Origin of the sequence: Novosphingobium silvae (assembly GCF_009856825.1) — a bacterium.
GTDB classification, from domain to species: Bacteria; Pseudomonadota; Alphaproteobacteria; order Sphingomonadales; family Sphingomonadaceae; genus Novosphingobium; species Novosphingobium silvae.
Window position 1 is genome coordinate 60,571 of sequence record NZ_WVTD01000011.1, and the last position, 25,506, is coordinate 86,076.

At 65.5% G+C, this 25,506-nt stretch carries 20 protein-coding genes and 1 tRNA gene; 8 read left to right on the forward strand and 13 right to left on the reverse strand.

Annotation, left to right across the window (positions count from 1 at the left end):
• Positions 1–65 precede the first annotated feature (65 nt).
• Positions 66–677: a DUF938 domain-containing protein gene (locus GR702_RS14525; protein ID WP_160986618.1), complete on the forward strand. Its 612-nt coding sequence runs from the start codon at positions 66–68 to the stop codon at positions 675–677.
• On the opposite strand, the gene GR702_RS14530 is transcribed toward GR702_RS14525, so the two are convergent.
• The 3 genes from GR702_RS14530 to GR702_RS14540 all read right to left on the reverse strand — a co-directional run bounded on the left by GR702_RS14530 (position 664) and on the right by GR702_RS14540 (position 4,147).
• The gene (locus tag GR702_RS14530) at positions 664–1,998 is read right to left on the reverse strand and encodes an MATE family efflux transporter (RefSeq protein ID WP_237449719.1); all 1,335 of its coding nucleotides are present in this window, start codon (positions 1,996–1,998) and stop codon (positions 664–666) included. The two genes, GR702_RS14525 and GR702_RS14530, sit on opposite strands and share 14 nt — an antisense overlap.
• 538 nt (positions 1,999–2,536) lie before the next feature.
• Positions 2,537–3,796 carry a cytochrome P450 gene (locus tag GR702_RS14535; RefSeq protein WP_160986619.1) on the reverse strand — a complete coding sequence of 420 codons (1,260 nt, stop codon included), beginning with the start codon at positions 3,794–3,796 and terminating at the stop codon, positions 2,537–2,539.
• A gap of 24 nt (positions 3,797–3,820) precedes the next feature.
• Positions 3,821–4,147 (reverse strand): 2Fe-2S iron-sulfur cluster-binding protein, encoded by a 327-nt coding sequence (locus GR702_RS14540; protein ID WP_160986620.1) that lies wholly within the window; start codon positions 4,145–4,147, stop codon positions 3,821–3,823.
• A 150-nt stretch (positions 4,148–4,297) separates the two neighbouring features.
• Between GR702_RS14540 and GR702_RS14545 the strand changes: the two genes are divergently transcribed.
• On the forward strand, positions 4,298–4,948 hold the full coding sequence (locus tag GR702_RS14545; RefSeq protein ID WP_160986621.1) for a TetR/AcrR family transcriptional regulator: 651 nt from the start codon (positions 4,298–4,300) through the stop codon (positions 4,946–4,948).
• Here the strand turns inward: GR702_RS14545 and GR702_RS14550 are convergent.
• From GR702_RS14550 to GR702_RS14565, 5 genes are all read right to left on the reverse strand, one after another.
• Positions 4,938–5,930, reverse strand: a complete 993-nt coding sequence (locus tag GR702_RS14550; protein WP_237449720.1) for a 1-phosphofructokinase family hexose kinase — start codon at positions 5,928–5,930, stop codon at positions 4,938–4,940. The genes GR702_RS14545 and GR702_RS14550 overlap by 11 nt on opposite strands.
• 83 nt (positions 5,931–6,013) lie before the next feature.
• A complete protein-coding gene (locus GR702_RS14555; protein WP_202408283.1) occupies positions 6,014–8,212 on the reverse strand; it encodes a sensor domain-containing protein in 2,199 nt (732 codons plus the stop codon).
• 138 nt (positions 8,213–8,350) lie between these two features.
• On the reverse strand, positions 8,351–11,167 hold the full coding sequence (locus GR702_RS14560; RefSeq protein ID WP_160986622.1) for a bifunctional diguanylate cyclase/phosphodiesterase: 2,817 nt from the start codon (positions 11,165–11,167) through the stop codon (positions 8,351–8,353).
• Positions 11,168–11,334: 167 nt separating this feature from the next.
• Positions 11,335–11,505 (reverse strand): hypothetical protein, encoded by a 171-nt coding sequence (locus GR702_RS22100; RefSeq protein ID WP_202408284.1) that lies wholly within the window; start codon positions 11,503–11,505, stop codon positions 11,335–11,337.
• Positions 11,506–11,554: 49 nt separating this feature from the next.
• Complete coding sequence (locus tag GR702_RS14565) at positions 11,555–13,147, reverse strand: isocitrate lyase (protein WP_160986623.1); 1,593 nt, start codon at positions 13,145–13,147, stop codon at positions 11,555–11,557.
• Between the two features lie 148 nt (positions 13,148–13,295).
• Here GR702_RS14565 and GR702_RS14570 point away from each other — a divergent pair, with 148 nt between their 5' ends.
• The 4 genes from GR702_RS14570 to GR702_RS14585 all read left to right on the forward strand — a co-directional run bounded on the left by GR702_RS14570 (position 13,296) and on the right by GR702_RS14585 (position 18,572).
• On the forward strand, positions 13,296–14,693 hold the full coding sequence (locus tag GR702_RS14570) for a helix-turn-helix domain-containing protein (RefSeq protein WP_160986624.1): 1,398 nt from the start codon (positions 13,296–13,298) through the stop codon (positions 14,691–14,693).
• A gap of 164 nt (positions 14,694–14,857) precedes the next feature.
• A complete protein-coding gene (locus GR702_RS14575) occupies positions 14,858–16,459 on the forward strand; it encodes a class I adenylate-forming enzyme family protein (protein WP_160986625.1) in 1,602 nt (533 codons plus the stop codon).
• Positions 16,460–16,551: 92 nt separating this feature from the next.
• The gene (locus GR702_RS14580) at positions 16,552–17,385 is read left to right on the forward strand and encodes an IclR family transcriptional regulator (protein ID WP_160986626.1); all 834 of its coding nucleotides are present in this window, start codon (positions 16,552–16,554) and stop codon (positions 17,383–17,385) included.
• A gap of 131 nt (positions 17,386–17,516) precedes the next feature.
• Complete coding sequence (locus tag GR702_RS14585) at positions 17,517–18,572, forward strand: phosphotransferase family protein (RefSeq protein ID WP_337192613.1); 1,056 nt, start codon at positions 17,517–17,519, stop codon at positions 18,570–18,572.
• A 106-nt stretch (positions 18,573–18,678) separates the two neighbouring features.
• Here the strand turns inward: GR702_RS14585 and GR702_RS14590 are convergent, their stop codons facing one another.
• Positions 18,679–19,473: an SDR family oxidoreductase gene (locus GR702_RS14590; protein WP_160986628.1), complete on the reverse strand. Its 795-nt coding sequence runs from the start codon at positions 19,471–19,473 to the stop codon at positions 18,679–18,681.
• 534 nt (positions 19,474–20,007) lie between these two features.
• Between GR702_RS14590 and GR702_RS14595 the strand changes: the two genes are divergently transcribed.
• On the forward strand, positions 20,008–21,063 hold the full coding sequence (locus tag GR702_RS14595) for an acyltransferase family protein (protein WP_160986629.1): 1,056 nt from the start codon (positions 20,008–20,010) through the stop codon (positions 21,061–21,063).
• Positions 21,064–21,147: 84 nt separating this feature from the next.
• Here the strand turns inward: GR702_RS14595 and GR702_RS14600 are convergent.
• The 4 genes from GR702_RS14600 to GR702_RS14615 all read right to left on the reverse strand — a co-directional run bounded on the left by GR702_RS14600 (position 21,148) and on the right by GR702_RS14615 (position 24,619).
• A tRNA-Gln gene (locus GR702_RS14600) sits at positions 21,148–21,222 on the reverse strand.
• A 100-nt stretch (positions 21,223–21,322) separates the two neighbouring features.
• Positions 21,323–22,177 carry a glutathione-dependent disulfide-bond oxidoreductase gene (yghU, locus tag GR702_RS14605; protein ID WP_160986630.1) on the reverse strand — a complete coding sequence of 285 codons (855 nt, stop codon included), beginning with the start codon at positions 22,175–22,177 and terminating at the stop codon, positions 21,323–21,325.
• Positions 22,178–22,384: 207 nt separating this feature from the next.
• Entirely contained in the window at positions 22,385–23,485 is a 1,101-nt protein-coding gene (locus GR702_RS14610) for a branched-chain amino acid aminotransferase (RefSeq protein ID WP_160986631.1), read from the reverse strand.
• Positions 23,486–24,046: 561 nt separating this feature from the next.
• Entirely contained in the window at positions 24,047–24,619 is a 573-nt protein-coding gene (locus GR702_RS14615; protein WP_237449721.1) for a hypothetical protein, read from the reverse strand.
• Positions 24,620–24,668: 49 nt separating this feature from the next.
• Here GR702_RS14615 and GR702_RS14620 point away from each other — a divergent pair, with 49 nt between their 5' ends.
• On the forward strand, positions 24,669–25,451 hold the full coding sequence (locus GR702_RS14620) for a TlyA family RNA methyltransferase (RefSeq protein ID WP_160986632.1): 783 nt from the start codon (positions 24,669–24,671) through the stop codon (positions 25,449–25,451).
• The last annotated feature ends 55 nt before the right edge of the window (positions 25,452–25,506 follow it).

The window sequence follows — 25,506 nt, forward strand, 5'->3', positions numbered from 1 at the left end:
GGCCGTTCCATCTGCGCGGCGCGGCGGGCCTTGCCTGCGGCGGTGCGCGCCTCCATGCCTTGGCGATGAAGCACGCTCCTCGCCGCCACTCGCCTGCCGCCGCCCGCAACCGCGGCCCCATTCTCGACGTGCTGCGCGGCGTTCTGCCAGCGACGGGCAGGGTGCTGGAAGTGGCCAGCGGCACGGGCGAGCATGCGGCATTCTTCGCTGCCGCGCTGCCCGGCCTCGTGTGGCAGCCGACCGATCCGGACGCAGGCGCGCGAGAGTCCGTCTCTGCCTGGCGCGAGGAGGCAGGCTGCGCGAACTTGCTTCCGCCCCTTCCGCTCGATGCTGCGGACGTGGATTGGCCGGATACCGTCGGCAGGGTCGAGGCGGTGCTGTGCATCAACATGGCCCACATCAGCCCTTGGGCCGCGACCCAGGGACTGATGGCGGGGGCTGCGGTTGTGCTGGCGCCGGACGGGGCGCTCGTGCTCTATGGACCGTTCCGGCGCGAAGGACATGCGCTGGAGCCGGGGAACATGGCATTCGACGAGGACCTGAGGCGCCGCAACGCGGAGTGGGGCCTGCGCAGTGTGGAAGACGTGCGGGCCTGCGCGGCCGATCATGGCATTGCCTTCGACCGGTTGGTCGAGATGCCCGCGAACAACCTCGTGCTGGTTTTCAGGAATCGCTGAACGCGCGGCGGACAAGTCCGGGCAGAACCACCGCCTGTCCGGCCGCGCGTGCGGCGAAAAGCACGGCGAAGGCCATCCACAGCCCATGGTTTCCGAAGGGCTCCAGCAGCCAGAGCAGGCCAAGGTAGAGCGCCATCGCCGCCGCCATCGTTCCCAGCATCGCGCGTGTCCATCCCGCGCCCACGAACACACCGTCGAGCACGAAAGACGCGACGCTGAGGAGCGGCATGGCCGCGAGCCACACCGCATAGTCGCGGCTTGCTGCGATAACCTGCGGATCGGTGCTGAAGGCCGATGCCAGCCATCCGCCGCCCAGCGCATAGAAGATCGACAGCGCCAGCCCCGCCGCCCCGCCCGAGACAAGAGCCGCGCGCATCGCGGCATCGAACCGGGCCTTCCTGCCGGCCCCCACAGCCTCGCCGCAGAGCACCTGAGCGGCGCTTTCGAAACCATCGAGGAGCAGTGTGGAAAGCATGAAGAGCTGGAACAGGATGCCGTTGGCGGCAAGCGTCACAGGGCCGGCCTGCGCTCCGCTGCGGGCGAACAGGAGAAGCGCGGCGGTGATCAGCACCGTGCGCATGAACAGGTCGCGGTTGAGGGCAAAGAGGCGCAGCAGGTCCGCCCTCGCCCAGGTGGACCGGCGCGCCGCGGCGGCCAGCGCCTGGTGCACCGCCCCCTCGCGCGCCACCACGGTTGCGAGCAGGGCGAGCTTCAGGACCTCGGAACAGAGCGTCGCGCCGGCTACTCCGGCGACGCCCCAGCCTGCGACCAGCACCAGAACCAGGTCCAGGGCGATGTGTACGAGGTTCGCCGTGATTTCCACGCCGAGCACGAAGCGCAGGCGCCGCCGCCCGATCAGCCAGCCCACGAGTACGCAGTTGGCGAGCCAGACTGGCCCCGACCAGTAGCGGATGAAGATATAGGTCTGCGCCTGTCCGCGCATCGGGCCTGTCGCCTCCAGCAGGTCGAGCCCGGCGCCGATCGTCCATGGCATGGCGACCAACAGGACCGCACCGATCGCAAGGGCCACCGCCATGGCGCGCACCAGTGTCTCTCCCTGTGCGCGCTGCGTGGAGCCGCCCGCTTCCCGCCCGCTTTCCTGCGCGGTGAGGGCGACAGTGCTCATCCGCAGGAAGTTGAAGACGTTCAGCAGGCCGAGCATGAACTTGGCGCCGAGTTCCACCGCGCCCTGCGCCGATGCATCGCCCAGTCGCCCGATGGCCCACATGTCCGCCAGTCCAAACAGCGCTGTCGCGACATTCGTCAGCATAGCGGGCAAGGCGATGGACCAGAGCTGGCGGGCGGTATCGGCGCGGGTCAAGGAAAGGTCCGGAACCTCGGGAGCAAAAGGATGGCGGGCGTTTAACCAGACCTGGCCGCCCCTGCAATGCGCGAGTCGCGGCACTTGCGCTCGCGAGAAAGATGCTGCGCTGCGGCAGTGCAGCCACGCATCGCATATCCGATCAAACAATCGGCACTTGCGTCGGCCGAGAAAATCAGGGAGATTGTCAGGTGAAGAAGCGCTGCGCCGTCATGCTGCAGCTGCGAGAAAATCGGCGCGCCGGGGTTTGTTTTCCCCGGCGCGCTCTCTCCCAACACCGGTAAGGTTGCAAGAACCTTTCACGGGCCACATTGCCGCAGAATTTCGGCTTCGCCAAGTCGAATCTCACGTCCGTGCTGCGCAGCATGAAATTTCCATGAACTGTCACATCGCAGACACGGGCGGGACATCTCGGTGACGACAAGTCAGGACGTCGCAATCTCCCCGTCCCGCTCCTTGACCCTGCCAGTATGGCGCGCGTCGTCTTCTCCCGTGAGGTCCCGTCGGCGGAGCATTCAACGCGGGCCCTCGATGATCCTCACCAGACCAGCGGCAGATGTTCCGGGCCGATGACGCCGCCGGGACGGTACTCGATCTGCGTACCTGCCTTTACGGAAAAGCGAGGAATGCGCTTCAGCCATTCCTGCAGGCCGATCTTCACCTCGAGGCGGGCGAGGTGCGCGCCCATGCAACTGTGCACCCCCACGGTGAAGGCGAGTATCGTCTTACGCGGACGGTCGAAGTCCACTTCCTTCGGATTGGGGAAGACGTCCGGATCGAAGTTGCAGGCGGGCAGCACGAAAGTCACCCGGTCTCCCTTCTTCATCCGGACGCCGCGCATCTCATAGTCCTGGTCCAGCACACGGCCCGAAAAGGTTACCGACCAGCGGCGCAGCAATTCTTCCACGATCTTGTCGATGTCGTCGGGACGCTGGTGGATCTCCTCGACCTTGTCCGGATTTTGGGCAAGATAGAGCCAGATGTTGTTCATCGTCGCGAACACAGTGTCCAGTCCGCCAATGAACAGAAAGCAGACGAAGCCGAAGATTTCCTTGTCCGACAGTGGCGCGCCATCGGGTGCTGCATGGGCGATCCGGCTTACCACGCCGTCGTCGGGACGGGCCTTCTTCTCCTCGATTGCGCTCTTGAGGTAGGCGGTGATCTTCTGCATCGATTCCGCCATGATCGCACGGTCGTTCGAGTGCAGAAGCTGCACGGCCCAGTCCACGAACTCGTCGCGCATGGACTGGGGCAGGCCCATGATGTCGAGGAAGACGGAGACGGGCAGAGGGCGACCGTACTCCTCGGTGAACTCGCAGGTTTCACCGGCCGCGACACGCGCCTCGATCGTGTCCAGGAGATCGTTGGCGCGCTTTCGGATTTGAGTTTCCAGCTTCAGCACGCCCTGCGGACTGAACACCGGGTCCACGATGTTGCGGTACTTGCGGTGGTGCGGCGGATCTATTTCGATCGGGATGAAGTAGAAGTAATCCTCGGGATCGCGCGGGAAGGGGGTAGCGCCTTCGTTTGAGAAGATCTCCGGATGGCGCAGTCCGAAGATCGCATCCTCGTGCTTTATCAGGTGCCACATGTTCCCCATCGGGCTGACGTCGTAGTAGATCGGCGGTTGCTTGTCGTGCATCGCCGCCATGAAGTCGTGCGGGCTGGCCAGGAAGTCAGGCCCGATAGTGAGACCTGACTGCCGGACGAGTTCGGGGGGAACATGATCGGGCACCTGGTCCATTCCGACATGACGCGGGAAGGCGGGGGGAACGGGATTGGCGGCGTCGATGGGCATGGTTGTTCCTCTCTCTCGTTGCGATCAGAACTGGTGCTCGGGCATGTGAACGACCAACCCGTCCAGCGCATCGGTCACCACCAACTGGCACGAGAGGCGGCTTGAGGGCCTCACTTCGGCCGCGGCGGATTCGAGCAGTTCGGCTTCCGCTTCGGAGGAGGGGCCGCCCGCCTCCACGGTCCACTCCGGATCGACGTAGCAGTGGCACGTGGCACAGGAGAGGCCGCCGCCACACTCTCCGATGATCCCCTCGATCCCGTTGTAGAGCGCGCCCCGCATGACGTTCTCGCCCACCGCGACATCGACCTGCGTCGCTGCTCCGGTGTGATCGACATAAGTGACCTTCGCCATGGCTCCTCTTCCTCTTCAGTTCCGTGGTTCCGCCGCCTGCTTCTTATGCAGAGGAGAACGACGTTCTCGTACTTAGTAGGCCGAGTTGACCGCTCAAGTCAATGAAGGGCGGCTGGACCGACGGGCAATGACGCACTAGCGCAGGGAGCGATGGTCAAGTCGTTTCCTTCGCTCTTCACGCTTCCCGCACCTGCCGACAAGGAGCAGGACAGAACCCGGCTGCTGATCCGCGCCGCTTACGACCTGCTGGACGAATCCGGGCTCGAGGGCCTGACGATCAGAGCCGTGCTGGCCCGCGCGGGACTCGCGCGGCGGGCCTTCTACGAGCGCTTTCAGGGCAAGGACGACCTGGTGCTGGCGGTGTTCGACAGTTCACTACGCGCTGCCGCGCTGCAGTTCCGCGAGATGACCGCTCGCTGCAAAGGGCCGCTGGAGGCTTTGGAAATCGTGGTCACCGGCATTGTCGTCGGCCAGCTCGGACAGGATCGGATGGGGGCCAACCGGCGTGGGGCCGCGCTCAGCCGCGAGCATCTTCGCCTCGCCCAGACCCGGCCCGCCGAGTTGAATTCGGCGCTGGAGCCGCTGCTCGACGTGATCGCGGGCCAGGTGGCGGAAGGGGTGGGGCAAGGCCTGTTCCGCAGCGCCGATCCCCAGCTGCAGGCTCGTCTGATCTACAACCTCGTGTCCACCACCGTCCATACGGTTCTTCTGGCGGAGGAGGGTGGGGCTGCCGATCCTGCCGAGCGCGAGGGACTGGCCGATGATCTGTGGGAGTTCTGCCGGCGCGCGATCATCGTCTGAAAACGCCGGCTTCGACTTCTCCGTGAGCCACAGGTGCCCCGACCTGTTCCAGCAGACGCTTGATGTCGTCGGGACGGGCAAGATCGGTGCCGGCGCGCAGGACAGCGGCTGAGCCCGCCGCGATACCCCACCGGAAAGCCTCGAGTTCATCGTGGCCGTTCACAAGAGCGTGGACCATTCCTGCAACGAAGCTGTCGCCCGCGCCCACCGCGCTGGCAGCCTCGATCTTCAGGGCTGGCAGGAGCAGCGGCCCGCTCTTTCTTGCGAGCACGGCGCCCTCATGGCCCATGGTGACGGCGACCAGTTGCGCCCTGCCCGCCTCCACGATCGCCATCGCAGCCGCGCCGATCGCCTCGAGGTTCTCGAGAGGCCGCCCCACGAAGGCGGCAAGTTCGCCCTGGCTCGGCTTTACCAGCAGCAGTCCACCGCCTTCTATGCCGCTCGCAAGCGCCTTCCCCGAGCTGTCCAGAACCACAGCGACACCGCGCTTTCGCATCAGTGCGGTCGCGTGCGCGTAGAAGTCGTCCGGTACCCCCGGCGGCAGCGAGCCGCTGAGTACGAGCGTGCCGCATTCGACTTCCTCCAAGGCGGCCAGACAGGCGCGGCACTCATCTTCACCCAGATGCGGCCCCTGAGGGGTGAAGCGATATTCCTTGCCGGTCTCCCGCTCCAGTACGGCGGAAGCGACGCGGGTCGGCCCTTCGATGGGGATGCGGGTACGGGCAAGCTGGTGCCGGTCTATCAGGCCGTCGAGGGCAGGGCCCGTGGCTCCGCCGGCAGTGTAGATGCAGCGTGAAGGCGTGCCGAGCCGGGAAAGCACGCGCGCCACGTTGATCCCGCCGCCGCCGGGCGCATACCATTCGTTGTCGGTGCGCATCTTGTGCGTGTGGCGCACGCGCTCGACGTCGTAGGACACGTCAATGGTGGGGTTCATCGTCAGGGTGGCGACGGTGCGGCTGGAAGTGTCGGCGGGCAGGTTCATCGGCGGCTCCGGCAAGGATGCGGTCCAAACGGATGCGCCCGGCTACAGGTTGCCGCGACGTGTCGACACGGACCGGGCATGCGTCAGGCCGCGCGGGTTTCCTTGCCGTGCGCGGTGGTTGCGGCTTCCGCCTTGCCGAAAAGATAACCCTGTCCCTGCGTACAGCCTTCGCCGCGCAGGTAGTCGCGCTCGATCTCGCGCTCGATGCCTTCGGCCGCGACCGTGAGGCCGAGGCTGCGGCCAAGCCCGATGACCGCCCGGATCACGGCGCGCGAGTTGGGCTCCTCCTGCAGGTTCAGGATGAACGACTTGTCGATCTTGATCTTGGTGAAGGGGTAATTGAGCAGGTAGCTGAGCGAGGAATACCCGGTGCCGAAATCATCCAGGGAAATGCCGATCCCGAAGGCCCGCAGGTTGCGGATGATGGCGGCGGGACGCGGCCCCTTCTCCATCAGCACGGCCTCGGTGATCTCCAGTTCCAGCCGCTCGGCAGGCAGGCCCGACGATGACAGCGCGTTGATCACGGTGCTGAGGAGGTTGCCGTTGCGGAACTGCAACGGAGAGACGTTGACCGCTACCTTGACGTGCTCCGGCCAGCCCATCGCCGCCCGGCAGGCACTGGCGAGCACGAAGCGGCCGATCTGGTCGATCAGCCCCATTTCCTCCGCAAGCGGCACGAAGACATCGGGCGGCACGGCGCCGCGGCCGGGATGCTGCCAGCGCAGCAGCGCCTCGTAGCATTCCACCGCTCCCGTCTGGAGATCCACGATGGGCTGGTAGTGAACGGCGAGCTGCCCTTCGCGGACTGCGGCTCGCAGGTCCTGCTCGAGCCGGTTCTTCTCCTGTGCGGCGGCATCCATGCTGGCTTCGAAACCACGGCACGTTCCGCGTCGCTCCCCCTTTGCGGCGTAAAGCGCAAGATCGGCGTAGCGCATGAGCGTCTCGCCCTCTCGGCTGTCGTAGGGGGAGGACGCAAAGCCGACGGTGGCGCCGATGTGGATCATGTGCCCTTGCACGAAGAACGGCTCGGACAGGGTGGTGATGATCGACTTCGAGACAAGCTCTGCCTGGGTAAGGCTCGATCGGCGGAAAATCACTGCGAACTCGTCGCCGCCGATGCGACAGAGGAGCGCCTCGGGTGGGATGAGTTCGCGCATCCGTTCCGCCGCTTCGGTCAGCACCATGTCGCCGAAGTGGTGGCCGTACGTGTCGTTGACGGGCTTGAAGTGATCGAGGTCGACCAGGGCGAGAGTGACCGTCTCGCCGCCGCTGGGACGTCCGGCGTTGTCGGCAAGCAGCCGGTGCAGGTGTTCGCGGCAATGAGCGCGATTGGCCAGGCCGGTCAGCTCGTCGTGCCGCGCCATATGGGCCATGCGCTGCTCGATGCGGCGGCGCTCGGTAACATCGAAGATGGAGACGATCGTGCCGGCGTAGTCGTCCAGCTCCGAGCGGCGCGTTGCGATGACGGCATCGATGCAGGTGCCGTCGCTGCGCAGCATCGGCCAGTGGTCGCGCGGCTCGCAGACGTCGGTGGTGTCGGCGCGCAGCCGGGCCGACGCGGCGAGCTGGTGTGCCTCGGGGAAAAGGTCGCGCGGCTCGCAGACGTCGGTGGTGTCGGCGCGCAGCCGGGCCGACGCGGCGAGCTGGTGTGCCTCGGGGAAAAGGTCGCGCGCGTCCATCCCGTCCATGCCGCCGGGCGCATGGCCGAACAGGGCGCACGCCGCTTCGTTTGCGGCGCGGATGCGCCCCGTTTCGATGTCGTAGACGAGCATGGACAGCGGATTGCGCTCGAACAGCAGGCGGAATGTCTCTTCCTTCTGCTTGAGGTCGGTGATGTCCACGCGGATGCCGATGGTGCCGCCGCCGCCGATGCGGCGCTCCTCGATCATGATGCAACGGCCGTTTGAAAGTCGCTGCTCGTGCCGTACGCCGGGACGGTGGAGGTGCGCTATGCGCTCGCCCAGCCACTCCTCTTCGCGGCCGACCGCATCGGGGTAGTCACCGCGCGAGATGCCGATGCGCAAGGCATCCTCGAGCCGGGCGCCGGGCTGCAGCAGGTCGGCGGAGCGCTCGTATATCTGGGCGTACCTCTCGTTCCAGAGGATATAGCGGTCCTCCGCGTCAAGGAAGACAATGCCCTGCGGCATGGCCTCGATCGCTTCACGCAGGCGCGCCTCGGCGAGCGAAGCTGCCTGGAGTGCAATGTCCAGCGACGGTGCATCGCCCCGATCACCCGGCGTGCCGGGCGCCTGCGCTTTCCCCTCTTCGCGTTTCAGCCCCAAATACACGCCCGATCTCACCTGGTTTCACCTAGAGTATTGGACGGGGAGTTAATTTTCCATTCAAGGCCGGGCCGGCCGAGCCCCGAAATCCGCGGCGTGACAGGGATAACAAAGTTTTAATCGCATTCGGATTTCGCCTCACCCGCCGCTTGCTTGCCCACTCTCGAGGCTGGGCGCGCGGGCGGGACGACCGAAGTAGTATCCCTGTCCCTCGTCGCAGCCCTCGGCCTCCAGGACACGCAGCTGGCCTTCGGTCTCGATGCCCTCGGCAAGCACCGGAATTTCGAGACTGCGCCCCAGCGCGAGCACGGCCCGGATGATGGCGCGAGCCTGGGCGCTGCCTTCGGATTTCAGGAGGAAGGACTTGTCGATCTTGATCTTGTCGAAGGGAAACGACTGCAGCGTGTCGAGCGAGGAGTAGCCCGTGCCGAAATCGTCGATGGCCACGCTCACCCCCATGGCCTTGATCCCGCGCAGGCAGTGAAGCGCGCGCAGCTTGTCATGGATGATGGCGGTTTCGGTGATCTCCAGCTCAAGGCGGCGCGCAGGCAGCCCTGTTTCAAGAAGGATGGCGCGAACCATGCCGACGAGGTCGGGCTGGAGGAACTGGATCGCGGAAAGGTTGACCGCCACCTTCTCGCCGCCGGGCCAGGTACGCGCTTCGGTGCAGGCCTGGCGGAGCACCCATTCGCCCAGCGGGATCATCTCGCCGGTTTCCTCGGCGATGGGAATGAACTCGGCGGGCGAGACGAGGCCGCGGCGGGGATGTGTCCAGCGCAGCAGCGCCTCGTAGCCGGCAAGCTCGCCCGTATGAAGCGAGCGCTGCGGCTGGTACAGCAGGCTCAGTTCTCCGCGCGCCGCTGCCTGCCGGAGGTCGCTGGCGAGCTGGCGCCGCTCGCGCGCGCTTTCATCCATGCCGGTTTCGAAGAAGCACACGGTTTCGCCCAGCGTGGCCTTGGCCCGGTACATCGCAAGGTCCGCGTTGTTGAGCAGCGTCTCGCGCGCGGTGCTGTGCTGCGGGAACAGCGCGATCCCAAGGCTCGCACCCACCCCAAGCGGCTGCCCCTCGTCCGCCACGGGGGTGCCGATGCAGTTCTGGATGCGAGCGATGAAGTCGTTCAGTTCGCTGCGGCGGCTGAAACGGAGTGCCGCCGCGAATTCGTCGCCGCCCAGGCGCGCGATCGCTTCGTTCTCGCGCCGGGTGGCGCTGAAGCGCTCGGCAAGCGCACGCAGCAGGCGATCGCCGGCTGCGTGACCGAAAGTGTCGTTGATCTCCTTGAACCGATCGAGGTCTATCGCGATGACCGCGACCTTCTCCCCGGCCCGTGCCGCCTGCGCGATCATCTCGTCTAGCCTGGCGTGGAACCGCGCGCGGTTCGGCAGGCCGGTCAGCGCATCGTGCATGGCCATGTGCGCGATCTTCGCTTCGGAACGGCGCTGGCGGGTGATGTCCTCGAACGTGACGATCCACCCGCCGCCGGGGACAGGCCGCTCGCTGATCGCCAGCACGAGTTCGTCGCTGACGTCGAGGTGCCAGCTCGGGTTCCCGTCGGACGCATGAGCGCGGGCGATGGACTTGCGGATCATTTCCAGCGTCTGCGCGGGTCGATAGTCGGCGGAGAAGAAGCCGGCATAGGCAAGCTGGGTCAGCGTGGTGCCGGGCTGGCAGCGCTCCTGCGGGATGTTCCAGATCCGGTAGAAGGCGCGGTTCGCCAGCACGAGGCGCTCCTGCGCGTCGAACATGCACAGTCCCTGGCTCATGTGCTCCAGGGCCGTGTCGAGCTGGCCCGACTTCTCGGCCAGGGCGTCCTGTGCTTCCTTGATCCGGGTGATGTCGCGGGTGATGAGCGAATAGCCGATCACCGAGCCTTCCTCGTCGCACACCTTCTCGATCGTGCCATGTGCCCAAAAGTGCGAGCCGTCGCGGCGCACGCAGATCCATTCCCCCTTGGCGATGCCGTTCGCGTCGGCCTCCGCTATGGCGCGCTCGGGCCGGCCGCCGGCGCGATCCTCCGCGGTGAAGAAGCAGGCGAGAGGACAGCCAATGGCTTCCTCCTCTTCGTAACCGATGAGAGACAGCCCGCCCGCGTTCCACTGCGCCACGCGGCCACTGCGATCCAGCATGCAGATGGCATGATCCGAACTGCCCTTCAGCAGCATCGAGACCTGGCGTTCTCCGAGTAACCTGGCCGAGTGCGCGCGCTGGCGGGCCCGATGGATGAGCACGTTGATCGCGACGATGACCAGGGAGACGACGCAGAGCCAGGCTGCGAGCGTTTCCTGGGGTATCGAGAAGCGGTGTTCGGCAAGAACGCGTGACGGGATGAAGCTGAGCGCGGCCGTCCCGGTGAAATGCAGCACAAGGACAGCAAGGGACGTCAGCGCCGTCGCTGCGAAGATGTGCCGGTGGCGCTTGGCGCGAAGAGCGATGCCAAGTGCCGGGAGCAATAGCGCGACCGGCAGCAGCACGGAGGCGGCGACGAGGTGCCAGTCCCACTGCAGGAGCGCGGGCACGCGCAGTCCCGCCATCCCGGTGTAGTGCATCGCGGCGAGACCGGCGCTGAGCATCAGGGCCGCCGACGCGCGCCCCGCCAGGGTGCGTGACTGGACCGCGAACCAGAGGGCCACTTGCGCTCCCCCGATACCCACCAGCAGCGATACGGCGGTTAGAACAAGCGAGTAGCCGGCGACGAAGCCGCTGTCGTAGCCAAGGATGGTGATGAAGTGCGCAGACCATCCGCCGAACCCGAGCATGAGGCCGCCAAGCAGGCAGAGCGTGCGCCGGTGCGCACGCCGGGCTCGTCCGCTTGCGGCAACAGCCTGATTGAGCAGCGACATCGCCTTGCCGGAAGCAAGGGCGCAGGCCAGCACCGCAAGGAGCACCATCTCGGGGCGATGCTGGTCCCTGACGCAGAGAAGGACCTGGAGGAAGTGTGTCGAACCCGGAGCGCTCATGCCCCGTCACTATTACGCTTCGGGTTGCCACCGTCTGATGCTGCCTTCCGGGAAACTGCGGAGCCGCGGATTCATGTCTCGCGCTTGCGCGGGGCGGGCGCCATGCCGATGGCCCGCCGTGCCGGAACACGACGGGCCAAGCTTTCCTCCCCAGGAAAACTGTTGCTTCAGCGGCGCGATGCGCTGCCGAGGCGGTGATAGAGGTTGGAGTACTTGGACGAAATGGGATCGTCCTCGTGCGCCTTGAGATAGTACAGGACGGCCTCCTGCAGTAGCTTGAAGTCCTCGTTCGATAGCACTGCGCGGGCGCGGGCCGGTTCTGCGGTCATGGTCGTCATGCTCATTCCTTTCCTTGCTTGCGTTGTGTGGTTGCCCCGCTTCGCTGCGTCAGGCCGCGAACTGGTTCATCGTGTTGTGCGCGCCGCCTGCCTTCAGCGCGGCCTCGCCCGCAAAGTACTCCTTGTGGTCGTCGCCGATGTCGGAGCCGGCCATGTTCTGGTGCTTCACGCAGGCGATGCCCTGCCGGATCTCCTGGCGCTGAACGCCCTTGACGTAGCCGAGCATGCCGGCCTCGCCGAAGTACTCCCGCGCGAGATTGTCGGTCGACAGCGCCGCCGTGTGATAGGTCGGAAGCGTGATGAGGTGGTGGAAGATGCCCGCTTCGCGCGCCGCGTCCTTTTGGAACGTGCGGATGCGCTCGTCAGCCTCCTGCGCAAGGGCGGTATCATCATAGTCCAGGCTCATCAGCCTCGCGCGGTCGTAGGCGGAGACGTCCTTTCCATCCGCTTCCCAGGCATCGAACACCTGCTGGCGGAAGTTCAGCGTCCAGTTGAAGCTGGGCGAATTGTTGTAGACCAGCTTGGCCTTGGGGATCACCTCACGGATGCGCCGGACCATTCCGCCGATCTGACCGATGTGCGGCTTCTCGGTTTCGATCCAGAGCAGGTCCGCGCCGTTCTCCAGCGCATGGATGCAGTCCAGCACGCAGCGGTCCTCGCCCGTTCCGGGGCGGAACTGGTAGAGGTTGCTGGGCAGCCGCCTGGGCTTCATCAGCTTGCCATCGCGGCTGATCAGGACATCGCCGTGGCCGATGACGGAGGGATCGATCTCCTCGCAGTCGAGGAAGGCGTTGTACCTGTCACCGATGTCGCCGGCTTCGCGAGTGAAGGCGATCTGCTTGGTGAGGCCTGCGCCCAACGAGTCGGTGCGCGCCACGATCAGGCCATCGTCCACGCCAAGTTCGAGGAAGGCATAGCGGACCGCGCGAATCTTGGCGATGAAGTCCTCATGCGGGACAGTGACCTTGCCGTCCTGATGGCCGCACTGCTTCTCGTCGGACACCTGGTTCTCGATCTGGATGCAGCACGCTCCCGCCTCGATGAACTTCTTGGCAAGGAGGTAAGTCGCCTCCGCATTGCCGAAGCCGGCGTCGATGTCGGCGATGATCGGAACGACATGCGTCTCATACGTGTCGACGGCATGTTCAAGGCGCTTGGCCTCCATTTCGTCGCCGGCCGCACGGGCCTTGTCCAGCTCGCGGAACATCATTCCCAGTTCACGGGCGTCGGCCTGCCGCAGGAACGTGTAGAGTTCCTCGATCAGCGCCGGGACGGATGTCTTCTCATGCATAGACTGGTCGGGAAGCGGCCCGAACTCGCTGCGCAGCGCCGCGACCATCCAGCCTGAAAGATACAGGTAGCGGCCCTTGGTGGTGCCGAAGTGCTTCTTGATGGAGATCATCTTCTGCTGGCCGATGAACCCGTGCCAGCAGCCGAGAGACTGGGTGTAGTTGGCAGGATCCCGGTCGTATGCGGCCATGTCCTCGCGCATGATGCGCGCGGTGTAGCGCGCAATGTCGAGCCCGGTGCGAAAGCGGTTCTGCAGGCGCATACGGGCGACCGACTCGGCCTCGATACCGTCCCAGCGTGCCTCCTTGCCGATGGTGGTGTCAGCTTCGATAATCTTGTTCTGGTAGGTCACGATCCGGGTTCCTTCTGCCGAAGCGATGGCGTTCGATGGACCCGAGGTAGTCTGCACGCAGGAGTGCCGGAACCGTCTCCGAAGTGTTGCTGTCAAACTTTACAGATGTTCCTTGTAAAGTTGTCGCGGCATGACAGAATGCGCCGCGATGGCAGAAAACCGCCCCCTGTACCTTGGCCCGCGCCTGCGGCGCCTGCGCCGTGAATTGGGCCTGACGCAGCAGGGCATGGCCGCGGACCTCGCGATCTCGCCCAGCTACGTCGCGCTTCTTGAACGCAACCAGCGGCCGGTCACGGCAGACATGCTGCTGCGGCTGGCGCGGACCTATCGCCTCGACATGGCAGAGATCGCCGGGGACGAGGGCGAAGACTATGCCCGCCGCCTGGCCGAAGTGCTGCGCGACCCCATCTTCGCCGACATTGACCTGCCTCGTCTGGAGGTGGCCGACCTGGCGATGAGCTTTCCCGGCATATCCGAAGCACTGCTGCGCCTTCACCAGGCCTATGTCCGCGAAGCGCAGGCTCTGGCCGAGCAGCGCTCCGCAGGTCCGGGAGTGGACGAGAACGAACCGGTCCGGGAGGCCCAGCGCTTCCTTGCCGCGAACCGCAACTACTTCCACGTCCTCGATACCCGGGCCGAGGATCTGGCCGCAGAGATCGAGAACGCAGGCGGAGCGACGCAGTGGCTGGCGGGCAAGGGGGTGCGCGTTCGTTTCCTGCCGCCAAGCGTACTGGTCGATTCGCTGCGCCGCTTCGATCGCCATAACCAGCAGTTGCTGATCGCGGACACGCTCGACGCGGCCAGCCGCGCGTTCCAGATCGCCACGCACATCGCGCACTCGGTTCTGCGGGCAGAGATCAAGCAGGCGATCCGGGCGGAGTCCTTCTCGAGCCGCACCGCCGCCGCGCTGCTCCTGCGAGCGCTGGCGGGGTATGCGGCGGCAGCCATCGTCATGCCCTACACTGCGTTTGCACGGGCGGTGGAGCAGCGCGGCTACGACATCGATGCGCTCTGCGCGCTGTTCGGCGCCAGCTTCGAGCAGGTGGCCCATCGCCTTACAACGCTCCAGCGGCCCGGGGACGAGCGCGTGGGCTTCTTCTTCATCCGCGTGGACGAGGCCGGGAACGTCTCCAAGCGGCTTGACGGGGCGGGCTTCCCGTTCGCTGCGCACGGAGGCGGCTGCCCCTTGTGGACCGTCCATCAGGTCTTCCGCCGTCCGGGCGAGATCGTTACCCAATGGCTTGAACTGCCCGGCGGCGAACGCTTCTTCTCGATCGCTCGCACGGTAAGGGGCGGGGCTACCGGTCATGGAGCACCACGAGTGCTGCGGGCGGTGGCACTTGCCTGCGCGGCCGAGCACGCCGGCCGACTGGTCTACGTTGACAAGGCCGACCCGGCACGCGAACGGCCGACCCCCATCGGCGTAACCTGCCGCCTGTGCCAGCGTGCGGAATGCACTGCTCGTTCCGTCCCGCCCATCGGCCGCGACGTGCTTGCCGATGAATACCGCCGTGCCGCGCAGCCCTACACTTTCGCGGAAAGCTGATGGCCGGGTAAGGGCACGCCGCCCGAGCGGTATTCACGCGTGAGCGGTTGCAGCTCACTTGCATAATCCTCCATATCGACGCTGGATTTGAAATGGCGAATTCAACCGGACGAGCTGCGCTCATGTCGATGTTCGCCTTAGCCCGCGCGTAAGGGAGCGAGAGAATGAGCAGCGAAACGCCTCTTGCGGCTTCCGGCAGCGCGCTGAGGGAGCCGAGCGATTGGGTGCATGGGGAGACACCAGGGGAGGCGGCGACCTTTCCCCAGCTCTTGCGCGCGGCGGCCGCAGCCTATGGCGATGCGGTCGCTGTCGTGCTGGAGGATGAAGGCCAAGTCCGCTCGTCCATCACGTACCACGAGCTTGACGCGCGCTCCTCCCTCCTGGCTCGCGGTCTTCTTGCCCGCGGGATCGGCAAGGGCGCGCGAGTGGGCTTCATTCAGGGCAACGGGCCGGACTTTGCCGTCTGTCTGGCGGCGATCAGCCGGATCGGAGCGGTCGCGGTTCCGATCAGCACGCTGATCCGGTCGAACGAACTCGTTCGCGTCCTTCGACAAAGCGACGTGCAGGGCGTGATTGTTCAGCGCACCCTGCTGGGAAAGGATCTGGCGCAGCGTACCCTCGAGGCGTTGCCGGAGATCGAGGGGCAGGACAGCACTGCTCTGCGACTGGCGCGGGTGCCGTACCTGCGGTGGGTCGTCTCCGAGGGGGAAGGGCTTGCCGAAGGCATCGCCAACCGCACCTTCCTGAACGATGCGGCAGTGACCGTGGGAGAGGACCTGCTGCTCGAGATCGAGGCCGAGGTCCACACCAGCGACCAGATGGTTGAGATATACACCTCGGGATCGATGGCGCTGCCCAAGGGCGTGCGGCACGCGCACGGCCCGGTGCTGTTCCGCAGCCATACCATGCGGCAGATGATCGGCCATCAGCAGGGTGCCCGCGTTCCCTGCATGCTGCCGATGTTCTGGGTCGGCGGTTTGATGATGTACCTTTTACCGGGCCTCGAGGCGGGATCGGTCGTCGTCTGTACCGAGCGCACGCTGACGAACAGCCGCTTCGCCATGGGCAGCGTGCTCGCCGAGGAAGACCTTGCGCTGATCCGCGGGCCGAAGCCCTGGTGGGGCCTTGGCATGAGCGAGACGCTGGGGCCCTATTCCTGGGGGATCGACTTCCGCGCGCCGGGCTATCCGGTATGCGCGCCGATGGATCATTTCGCTCCCGGCTACGAAATTCGCATCGCCGATGCGCAGGACCGGGCGGTTCAGCCCGATGTGGTCGGAGAGATGCAGGTGCGAGGCTACCCGGTCGCGAGCGGGCTGCACAAGATCGAGAGGTCCGAGCACTACACTTCCGACGGTTACTACCGCACGGGTGACATGTGCATGATCGAGAAGCGGGCAGAGGGCCGGCGCGTCCACTTCGTGGGGCGCGCGGGCGACATGATCAAGGTGGCCAGCTCCAACGTCTCTCCCGCCGAGGTCGAGATGGAGATGCAGTCGCTCGACGGCGTGCATAGCGCCTATGTCGTCGGCATCCCCGACAAGGAGCGCGGCGCGCTGCTGGTGGCCGCAGTCGTCGCGCGCGATGGGGCACGGCTGGACTTCACGCGGATCAAGGCCGAGCTGCGCCGCCGGCTATCCGCCTACAAGGTGCCGCGCGCCTATGTCGAACTGACGCGCGAGGAAGTGCCGCTGCTGCATTCGAACAAGGTGGCGCGGCGCGACCTCGCCATGCTGCTGGCGGAGCGACTGGCCGACCGGCAGTAAACGGAGCGATGATACATGGCGGCGGCAGCTGTCTATTGACGGGCGGGGAGCGTTGGCCTTAGGCGCAATTGTTCGAAATGGCGAAAGCTCACATGTCGCGTTCCTCTCCTGGTGTCGCCCGCGTGGCTGCCATCCTCAATTTCATTGCCGATCACCCCGGACAAGCCTTTGCGCTGACGGACCTCGTTCGTGCCCTGAAGTTGAGCCGCGCGACCTGCCATGCCCTGCTGACCGGCCTTGTCGATGTCGGCTATCTCTATCGGACCACCGACAAGACCTATGTGCTGGGCCCGGCGCTCGCCGCAATCGGTCGCACCGCTGCCGACCATTTCTCGCCGCTTCAGGTCGCCCAGCCCGAGATGCGCAGCATTGCGGATGACTTCGACGTCGTCTGCGGGGCGTACTTCCTGGAAGGCGACATCATCCACCTGCGCGAACGGGCGGCATCGCTCAGCCACATCGGCTATCCCGTGCCGCTGGGCACACGCATGCCGCTGCGATGGATCCAGGCGATCACTTTCTTCGCGCGTTCCCAGAAGGATGCGGAAGCCTGGGCCGCGCGCGCCACACCCCCGTTGAGCGAGGAACAGAAGGCGCAGTTCGGCGCGGGTCTGGAGTTCGCCCGCAGCAGCGGCTTCACGGCGCTGGTCCGTCGCGCTGGCGATGATGACGGTGTCGGGATGCGATCGGGCACGGAGGACCCGCCGGTCGTGCCGCTGCTAACGATCGAGGCAGCGCGAAGCTACCCGCTGATGGCGATCATGGCGCCGGTCTACGATGGCCATAACCGTGTGGTGATGGCGCTGGTCATGGCCGGCTTTCACGGCGGGATGACCGGCAATGCGGTCGTGCGCGCAGGAGCGCGCCTCGCTGAAACCTGCGAGCGGATATCCGGCTACCTTTCGGGCAAACCCTTCGACGACTGACGGGCCTTCGAGCCAAGCAATGTGGTCACGCGGGCACCTCTGCTTGACCTGAACTTCCTCACGTTTTACTCATAATGAGAAAATAAATTCGCGATTCCGAACGTCGATCGGCGTTAGCGAACTGCGGGAGAGTGGCCTTGTCGGAAGTGATCGTTGCCCCCGAGACGAGGGATCTTGAAAAACTGGCGCTTCGTCTAGCGTACTGGCTTTCGGGAAAAGTGCCCGGCGGCGGGCCAGTGGCCATCACGAACCTCGCTTACCCTCGCGGTGCCGGGCAAAGCCACGAGACGATCCTGTTCGATGCCTCATGGATGGATGGCACGAAGACAGTCGAGCAAGGCTGCGTCGTGCGGATCAAGCCGCGGGCTTTCACCGTCTTTCCCGACGACCTGTTTGTCGAGCAGTACCGGGTGATGAAGCTCCTGGCCGAAGATGGCGCCGTGCGCGTCGCCCGTCCTCTCTGGTTCGAGAAGAATCCGGCGATTCTGGGCAATCCGTTCTTCGTCATGGAGAAGAAGCAGGGCCGCGTGCCCGTCTCCATCCCTCCTTACGCGCGCCAGGGATGGCTGCGCGAAGCGACGCCCGAGCAACGCCGCCGGCTCTGGCGGGGCGCGGTGGAGCAACTGGCGCTCATCCAGCATGTGCCGGTCGCCGCAGCCGACTTCCTCGAAGGGCCCGCGGGCGCCGAGCGCGGGCTGGCGCAGGAGTGGGACAAGTACGAGCGTTTCACCGCATGGCTGGAGGAGACGGCGCCGCAGCCGGTCCTGCGCGATGCCCTGGCGCGGCTCGCGGCGACCCGCCCTACGCAAGGTCCCGAAGGCCTTGTCTGGGGAGACGCGCGGATCGGCAACATGATGTTTGACGAGCACTTCGACGTGGTGGCCGTCATGGACTGGGAGCAGCCTTCACTGGGCGGGGCGCTTCATGACCTCGCCTGGTTCTGTACGCTGGCCGAGACGATGCACGGAAGGAACTCAAGCCATGGAGCCCACCTGGAAGGCATGGGCACGCGCGAGGAAACGATAGCGCTGTGGGAGCAGGTCAGCGGGAAATCGGCGCAGGGGCTCGATTGGTACGAGGAGTTTACCCATTTCAAGATGACCTGCACGGGGGTTCGCCTCGGCCACCTGCGTGGTGCGCCGATAATGGACGAGGGCATGATGCGCCAGCGCCTCAAAGTCGCCTGAGCGCCTCCAGTGGGAGGTGATAGTGGCAGAGGCATTCGGCCCCGGCATGCGGATGCTGCTGCCCCGGCTCCGGCCTTGTCTTTCGCCCACGGCCACCGCGATGGTCCTACCTCGGTGGCATCCGGATCGCGCCGTCAAGACGGATGCACTGACCGTTGAAGTAGGTGTTGCGTGCAAGCTCCATGACCAGAGAGCCGAACTCCTCCGGCTTGCCGAGGCGGCGGGGGAAGGGGACAGCCTTGCCAAGGCCTTCGAACACCTCGGGCGCCTGCTCTTTCACGTGCAGCATCGGGGGCGTGGCGAAAGTACCGGGCATGATCGCGTTCACCCGAATGCCAAGGTCCATGAGGTCGCGCGCCATCGGCAGGACCATCGCGTTCACCGCACCCTTGCCGCCCGCGTAGGCGACTTGCCCGACCTGCCCGTCCTGTGCGGCGGCGGAGGAAGTTAGGATGATCGCGCCACGCTCACCGTCATCGTTGAGCGGGTCGGCATTCGCCATGCCCAGGGCTGCGATCGACGCGACCCGATAGGAGGCGGTGAAGATGCCCTCGGCCGATCTGGCGATCTGTTCTGTCGCGGTGCGCTTGTAGGCGCCGGTCTTCTTGTCGAACGAGACGGTCTTGCCCCCGCCCGCAACGACGGCGCAGTGTACGACGATGCGCTCCTGCCCATGTGCCTCCCGCGCTCTGGCGAAGCCTGCCTCGACGCTGTCCTCGTCCATGATGTTGACGTTGCAGAATACCCCGCCGATCTCCCGCGCGAAGGCTACGCCCGCTTCCTCGCTGATGTCGAAGACGGCCACTTTGACGCCGGCGTCGGCAAGGGCCTGCGCGCTGGCGCGGCCAAGACCGGAGGCGCCGCCGGTGACGACGGCCGCCAGGGTGTTGTCGATCTTCATTGGAACCTGTCTCCCTGCGCGTGTTCGAATCGCCCTGTTCGAAGCGCTAGCGCAGTCACTGGAGCGATGTCGAAACCCGGACGCTGACGGGCCGCAGGTATCGCTCGGGCGAGCTTCCCGCCGCGTCCTCCGGATCGTCAGGGCTGCTCTGTCTTTATGGCACATTTCATGAATTTAACTGTCAGGCAGGTCGCACCTGCATCATCGGAGGCGGGCGGAGCGCGGATCGTAATGCGCCCCGGCAAGTGCATGAAATGAAAGGCCTGATTTGCGAAAGGATCCAAAACGTCCCAACCGCGTCGCCCTTCGAATAGTTCTGACCGTCGGTGCTCTCCTGATAGCTGCCTACGCCTGGTACCTGTTCCGCATCTACGCGGGCATAGAGGTTCCCACGACCGGGTTCAGGAACAACTAGTCAGAAGGGGAACGCGATGCCGCCTTCCGGTTCGCAGGAGGGCAAGAGGTAAGGGAAGTCGTTGTCGGCGACTTAGGGACAAGTCCATTCGCTACCGGGCCCTAGCGCGAGGCTCCAGATTGCAGACGCGGTATCTCACCAACATCCAGCAGCTGCGAGGCATCTCGGCCTTCGTGGTCCTGCTCGCCCACGTTCTCCAGAGTGCGCAGAAGCGCGTGTTCGGCGATGACAGCTTCCTGATCGACGGAGGCGTCGGGGTCGACATCTTCTTCGTCATATCGGGGTTCATCATGGTCGGCGTCACGCACGATGCATTCGGCGCGCCGGGTTCCAGTCGCAGCTTCATGATCCGGCGCATGGCCCGCATTGTGCCGATCTACTGGCTCTACACGGCAGTCCTGATCGCCCTGCTCATCGCGGCCGGCAAACCGCCTGCGGCGATGGAGATCGTCACATCTTTCCTTTTCATCCCGCTGGACGACGGCACCGGAAGGTTTCGGCCGATCCTGGGGCAGGGCTGGACGCTCGAACTGGAGATGATGTTCTACGTGATCTTTGCGGCGTGTCTGGCATTCCGCCGCAGCACCGGCATGGCTCTTCTGTGCGCAGCGCTCGTGGCACTTCCGATCGCAGGCATGTTCATCCACTCCGGTCCGTTCCACTTCTGGACGAGCGCGATCTTGCTTGAATTTCTGATAGGGGTGCTGATCGGGCTTGCTTACCGCAGCCGCAAGCCGACGGATTTCCCCGGCCACATACCGCTCATTCTCGGGATAATCGCCATTTGGCTGGTTGCCGTTCGGGTGCTTGGCCCGGGGAATATCTACGACTGGCGCTTCGGATCCTGGGCAGCGGCAGGCGCCGTGGTCGCCATCGCGGTATTCGCAAGGCAGACGGAGAACAGGAAAGGGGTGCTGTCCTGGCTAGGCGACATTTCCTACAGCCTGTACCTTGTCCACATCCTCGTGCTGCTGGTGGTCGCCAAGGTTTCGGACGAGATGTTCGGCGAACGCATCACGCCGGGCTTGGGCGTGGCATACGTCGCCGTGACGATCGCGGGCTCGCTCCTCGCCGCCGCGATCTCCTATCGCTGGATCGAGCGCCCGATGGAGCGTTTCGTAAGAGGGCTGTTCGAGAAGTCACCGTCGAGGCCGTCCGGTTCGGTAGGCGCCTGAGCGGCCTCGACCCGAAGGAAGCGCAAAGCGGCGAAAAGGATGGCGTGGTCACTGAACGCCGTCGCACGAAGATAGCTCAATGCTTGGCTGGGGCGGCAGGATTCGAACCTGCGAATGCCGGTACCAAAAACCGGTGCCTTACCACTTGGCGACGCCCCAGCAGATCGGTTTCAAGCGCGAAAGGCCGATCGGAGAGGCGCCGCTTAGCGGCTTATGGGCATGCTGAAAAGGCCCTTTAAGGCGAGTTATCCCAGGGAAGTCATCCCCGGGCGCCGAGGACCGCGTCGATGTCGGCCGCGCTGTGGCGTTCGGCGATGAAGCCTTCGCCCTTGCGGTTGACGACCGAGCCGCGCTTCACCGGCTCGCGTGCGCCGATCAGGTCCACCCAGCGGCGAAGGTTGGCGTATTCGTCCATGCCGAGGAAAGTCGCCGCATCTCCATAGGCTTCGCCCAGTGCCAGACGGGAGAGCCAGGACCAGGCGGCTATGTCGGCGATAGTGTAGTCCTCGCCGGCAAGATACGTCGTTTCGCCAAGGCGGCGGTCGGCCACGTCGATGATGCGCTTGGCCTCCATCGCATAGCGGTTGATCGGGTATTCGTACTTCTCGGGAGCGTAGGCGTAGAAATGGCCGAAACCGCCGCCCAGCATCGGGGCGGTCGACATCTGCCACATCAGCCACGAAAGGGTCTCCGCGCGGGCAGGTCCTTGCTGCGGCAGGAGCATGCCGAACTTCTCCGCAAGGTAGACCAGGATCGCGCCCGATTCGAACACGCGCACGGGCTGCGGGCCGGAGCAGTCGAGAAGGGCGGGGATCTTGGAGTTGGGGTTGATGCCCACGAACCCGGAGGAGAACTGGTCTCCTTCGCCGATGTTGATGATCCAGGCGTCGTACTCGGCCCCGGCGTGCCCGGCCGCGAGCAGTTCCTCGAGCATGATGGTGACCTTCTGCCCGTTCGGGGTGCCGAGCGAGTGAAGTTGCATCGGGTGCTTCCCGCGCGGAAGTTCCTTTTCGTGCGTGGCGCCGGAGATCGGGCGGTTGATGTTGGCGAACTCGCCGCCGTTGGCCTTGTCCCAGGTCCAGACCTTGGGCGGGGTGTAAACGGGATCGGCCATCGTGGGTGCTCCTTGAAAGAGGGATTGCCGCCCACAGGTAAGTTCGCCCTACGGCCGGGACAAGGCAGCACGCGCCGGTTCGATGCCGGTGCCGGGAACCGCCGGTGCACGAGGGCAAGCGCATCCACCGGCGCTGCTACGCCGTCGACGCAGGGTAACCCATCAACAGCAAGCGTCCCGGGCGTGCCGGGGCGAGCCGGCGCTTCCTCAGCCGATCTTGCGGATCCAGCCGTGGCTGTCAGGCGCTTCGCCGCGTTGGATGGCGACGAGGCGGCTCTTGAGCTTGCCGGTGAGCTGGCCGGGACCGCCGGTCCCGATGGTGAACTCGCCATCGCGGCCCGCCACCCGTCCGACCGGCGTCACGACTGCGGCGGTCCCGCAGGCGAAAGTCTCCACCAGCTTGCCCGAGGCCGCGTCCTCGCGCCACTGGTCGAGGCTGTAGCGCCCTTCCTCGACGTTCAGCCCTTCTTCGCGGGCGAGCGCCAGCAGGCTGTCGCGGGTGATGCCGGGCAGGATGGTTCCTGTCAGCGCGGGGGTCAGCAGGGTGCCGTCCTCGAACACGAAGTAGAGGTTCATGCCGCCCAGCTCCTCGATCCACTTATGCTCGGCAGCATCCAGGAAGACGACCTGATCGTGGCCGCGGGCGATCGCCTCGGCCTGGGGCACGAGGCTGGCGGCGTAGTTTCCACCGCACTTGGCCGCGCCGGTACCGCCTGGCGCGGCACGGGTATAGTCGCTTACCCAGATGGAGACCGCAGGCGCGCCCGACTTGAAGTAGTTGCCGGCAGGCGAGGCGATGACGATGAACTTGTACTGCTTGGCCGGCCGCACGCCCAGGAACGCCTCGGTGGCGATCATGAAGGGGCGCAGGTACAGCGAACTGCCTTCGCCTTCGGGGATCCAGTCCCGATCGAGAGCGACCAGCCGCTCGATAGCTTCGACGAAGAGAGCTTCGGGAAGCTCGGGCATCGCAAGGCGCTGGGCGGAGAGGTTGAAGCGCGCGGCGTTCGCCTCGGGACGGAACAGCGCGATCGCCCCGTCGGCCTGCTTGTAGGCCTTGAGCCCTTCGAAGATCTCCTGCGCATAGTGGAGTACCGATGCAGCCGGATCCAGTGCGATGGGCTGGCGCGGGCCGATCACCGCATCGTGCCAGCCCCTGCCTTCCGTCCACTCGATCGTGACCATGTGATCGGTGAAATTGGTGCCGAAGCCAGGGTTCGCAAGCACATCGCTGCGGGTCTGCGCACTGGTCGGGGCAGGGTGGGCGCTGGTGGTGAAAGTCAGGCCGGCATCGGCGATGGTCGCCATCGAACGTATTCCTCTGTCTGCAACAGGATTGCGCCGTTGAACGAAAATTTCGCAAGGCGCAACCCAAAAGCAATTATGCTTCTCGCGCTTCTTCTCTTAGCATGCCAGCTAGGCGCCGCAAATGAGAAGGGCCGCACCGGCATTCCGGTACGGCCCTTCGCATGGTCAGCGGCCGGGAAGTGCCGCCAGCGAAGCCTTTATCGCGTGAAATCAGCGATAATGCCTCGCGACGGAAATTGCCGACCTCTCTGCTGAACCATGAGACATCGGATCACCTCCTTTCGCGCTGTTGAGCCAAGGTTCGCCGCCGTGAAGCGGCATGGACTTCAGTAACTCCCGGGCGCGTTTCCCGGGTCCCGTCGTCCTGTTGAAAATGTGGCTCATCGTGCATCGCACAACAAGTCTTGCAATCATTTTTTTTGGCGTCATGATCTGCGCTTCCGCCCGGATTTCCGCTGCTTTACAGTGGCTTTGCACGCAAAAAGCGTGACCTGCTCGGGCCGGTTTTCCACAGTCTGGAACGCTTATCCAGGAAGCCGTGCCCGGCCGCATGGAAAGGCGTTAGCGGCAGTCCTCGACCACGCGGGTCACCTCGGTCCAGCTCGGCACGTACAGCGTCTGCTCGCCGCTGACGGCGATCACGAAGCGGCCCTTGCTGAAGGCCATGGCATCGAGAAGAGGGTCCCGCGCGGGAAGAGCGGCGGCCAGCCCGTTTGCGGCCACTGTCGTGGCGAGGGTTCGGCTCGCGTTGGAAGTGATGACGCCCATCGACGCTGGGGCTGCGCGTGCCATGGTGGCGGCGCGCGTGAGCGTCACCGTTCGCGACTGGAGGTTGCAGGAAAGGCTGAACACGCCTCCGAAGCTGGCGGTCGATCCGGCGGAATTGGCGGCGTAGCTCCAGTCGCCCGGCGTCAGCGGGGCATCGCGCCAGTCACCCGCCTGGGGCGGAGGGGGAGCGGGGCGGACCGGCGCGCTGGGCCCTGCCGCCTGTGCGGGCGCCGGCGTCGCGGGCGGGGGCGGCACGCAGGCGGCGACGCCTATCGCGGCAAGCGCCGCGAACAGCGAGGTGGTGACGACAGCCCTGTCTTTCGGGAAGCGGGAAGCGGTAGCGCGCCTGCGCGAATTTGCCTTCATCCTTCTGGTATGGAATGACGCGCGGCCCTTCTCAAGTGTACACTGGTGCATGACCGACCCATCGAAGCCCCGTTCCGTCGAAAAGTCGAAGCTCGCCGCCAAGGCGCGAGTGGACCAGCTGCTGGTCGATCGCGGCCTTGCCGAAAGCCGAACGCGCGCGCAGGCGCTGGTCCTTGCCGGTCTCGTCTTCTCGGGCGAGGGCAAGATCTCCAAGCCCGGGCAGAGCCTCAGGGACGATGCACCGCTCGAAGTGCGGGGTCGTGACCATCCCTGGGTATCGCGCGGCGGGATCAAGCTTGCCCATGCGATAGAGCACTTCGGGTTGGATCCGGCAGGCGCAGTGGCGATGGACATCGGCAGTTCCACGGGGGGCTTCACCGATGTTCTTCTCAGCCACGGCGCGGCGCGGGTCTTTGCGGTCGATTCGGGCACCAATCAGCTGGCGTGGAAGCTGCGCAGCGATCCGCGCGTCACCGTGCTGGAGCAGACCAGCGCGCGGATACTCACGCCTGCCGAGATAGATGCGCCGTGCGACTGGGTGGTGTGCGACGCCAGCTTCATCGGTCTTGCCAAGGTGCTGGAAGTGCCGCTGCGCCTGGCGTCACCGCGGTGCCAGCTTGTCGCCCTTATCAAGCCGCAGTTCGAGGTGGGGCGGACCGAAGTGGGCAAGGGCGGCGTCGTGCGCGACCCGGTGCTTCACGAGCGGGTGTGCAACGAAGTGCGCGAATGGCTGGAACAGGGCGGCTGGACGATCCAGGGCATCGTCGAGAGCCCGATCAAGGGTCCGGAAGGAAACGTGGAGTTTCTCGTTTCGGCACAACGCGCAGAGTAGTCGCGTGGCAAAGATTGCGCACAGGCCAAGCCCGCTCCACAACCCGCGCAGAACT

Excerpts from the sequence above, each read along its gene's own strand:
- GR702_RS14525 (WP_160986618.1), top strand. The coding sequence starts at position 66 with ATGAAGCACGCTCCTCGCCGCCACTCGCCTGCCGCCGCCCGCAACCGC.
- GR702_RS14535 (WP_160986619.1), bottom strand. The coding sequence starts at position 3,796 with ATGCCCATCGACGCCGCCAATCCCGTTCCCCCCGCCTTCCCGCGTCAT.
- GR702_RS14540 (WP_160986620.1), bottom strand. The coding sequence starts at position 4,147 with ATGGCGAAGGTCACTTATGTCGATCACACCGGAGCAGCGACGCAGGTC.
- GR702_RS14545 (WP_160986621.1), top strand. The coding sequence starts at position 4,298 with ATGGTCAAGTCGTTTCCTTCGCTCTTCACGCTTCCCGCACCTGCCGAC.
- GR702_RS14550 (WP_237449720.1), bottom strand. The coding sequence starts at position 5,930 with ATGAACCTGCCCGCCGACACTTCCAGCCGCACCGTCGCCACCCTGACG.
- GR702_RS14560 (WP_160986622.1), bottom strand. The coding sequence starts at position 11,167 with ATGAGCGCTCCGGGTTCGACACACTTCCTCCAGGTCCTTCTCTGCGTC.
- GR702_RS22100 (WP_202408284.1), bottom strand. The coding sequence starts at position 11,505 with ATGACGACCATGACCGCAGAACCGGCCCGCGCCCGCGCAGTGCTATCG.
- GR702_RS14570 (WP_160986624.1), top strand. The coding sequence starts at position 13,296 with ATGGCAGAAAACCGCCCCCTGTACCTTGGCCCGCGCCTGCGGCGCCTG.
- GR702_RS14575 (WP_160986625.1), top strand. The coding sequence starts at position 14,858 with ATGAGCAGCGAAACGCCTCTTGCGGCTTCCGGCAGCGCGCTGAGGGAG.
- GR702_RS14580 (WP_160986626.1), top strand. The coding sequence starts at position 16,552 with ATGTCGCGTTCCTCTCCTGGTGTCGCCCGCGTGGCTGCCATCCTCAAT.
- GR702_RS14590 (WP_160986628.1), bottom strand. The coding sequence starts at position 19,473 with ATGAAGATCGACAACACCCTGGCGGCCGTCGTCACCGGCGGCGCCTCC.
- yghU (WP_160986630.1), bottom strand. The coding sequence starts at position 22,177 with ATGGCCGATCCCGTTTACACCCCGCCCAAGGTCTGGACCTGGGACAAG.
- GR702_RS14610 (WP_160986631.1), bottom strand. The coding sequence starts at position 23,485 with ATGGCGACCATCGCCGATGCCGGCCTGACTTTCACCACCAGCGCCCAC.
- GR702_RS14615 (WP_237449721.1), bottom strand. The coding sequence starts at position 24,619 with ATGAAGGCAAATTCGCGCAGGCGCGCTACCGCTTCCCGCTTCCCGAAA.
- GR702_RS14620 (WP_160986632.1), top strand. The coding sequence starts at position 24,669 with ATGACCGACCCATCGAAGCCCCGTTCCGTCGAAAAGTCGAAGCTCGCC.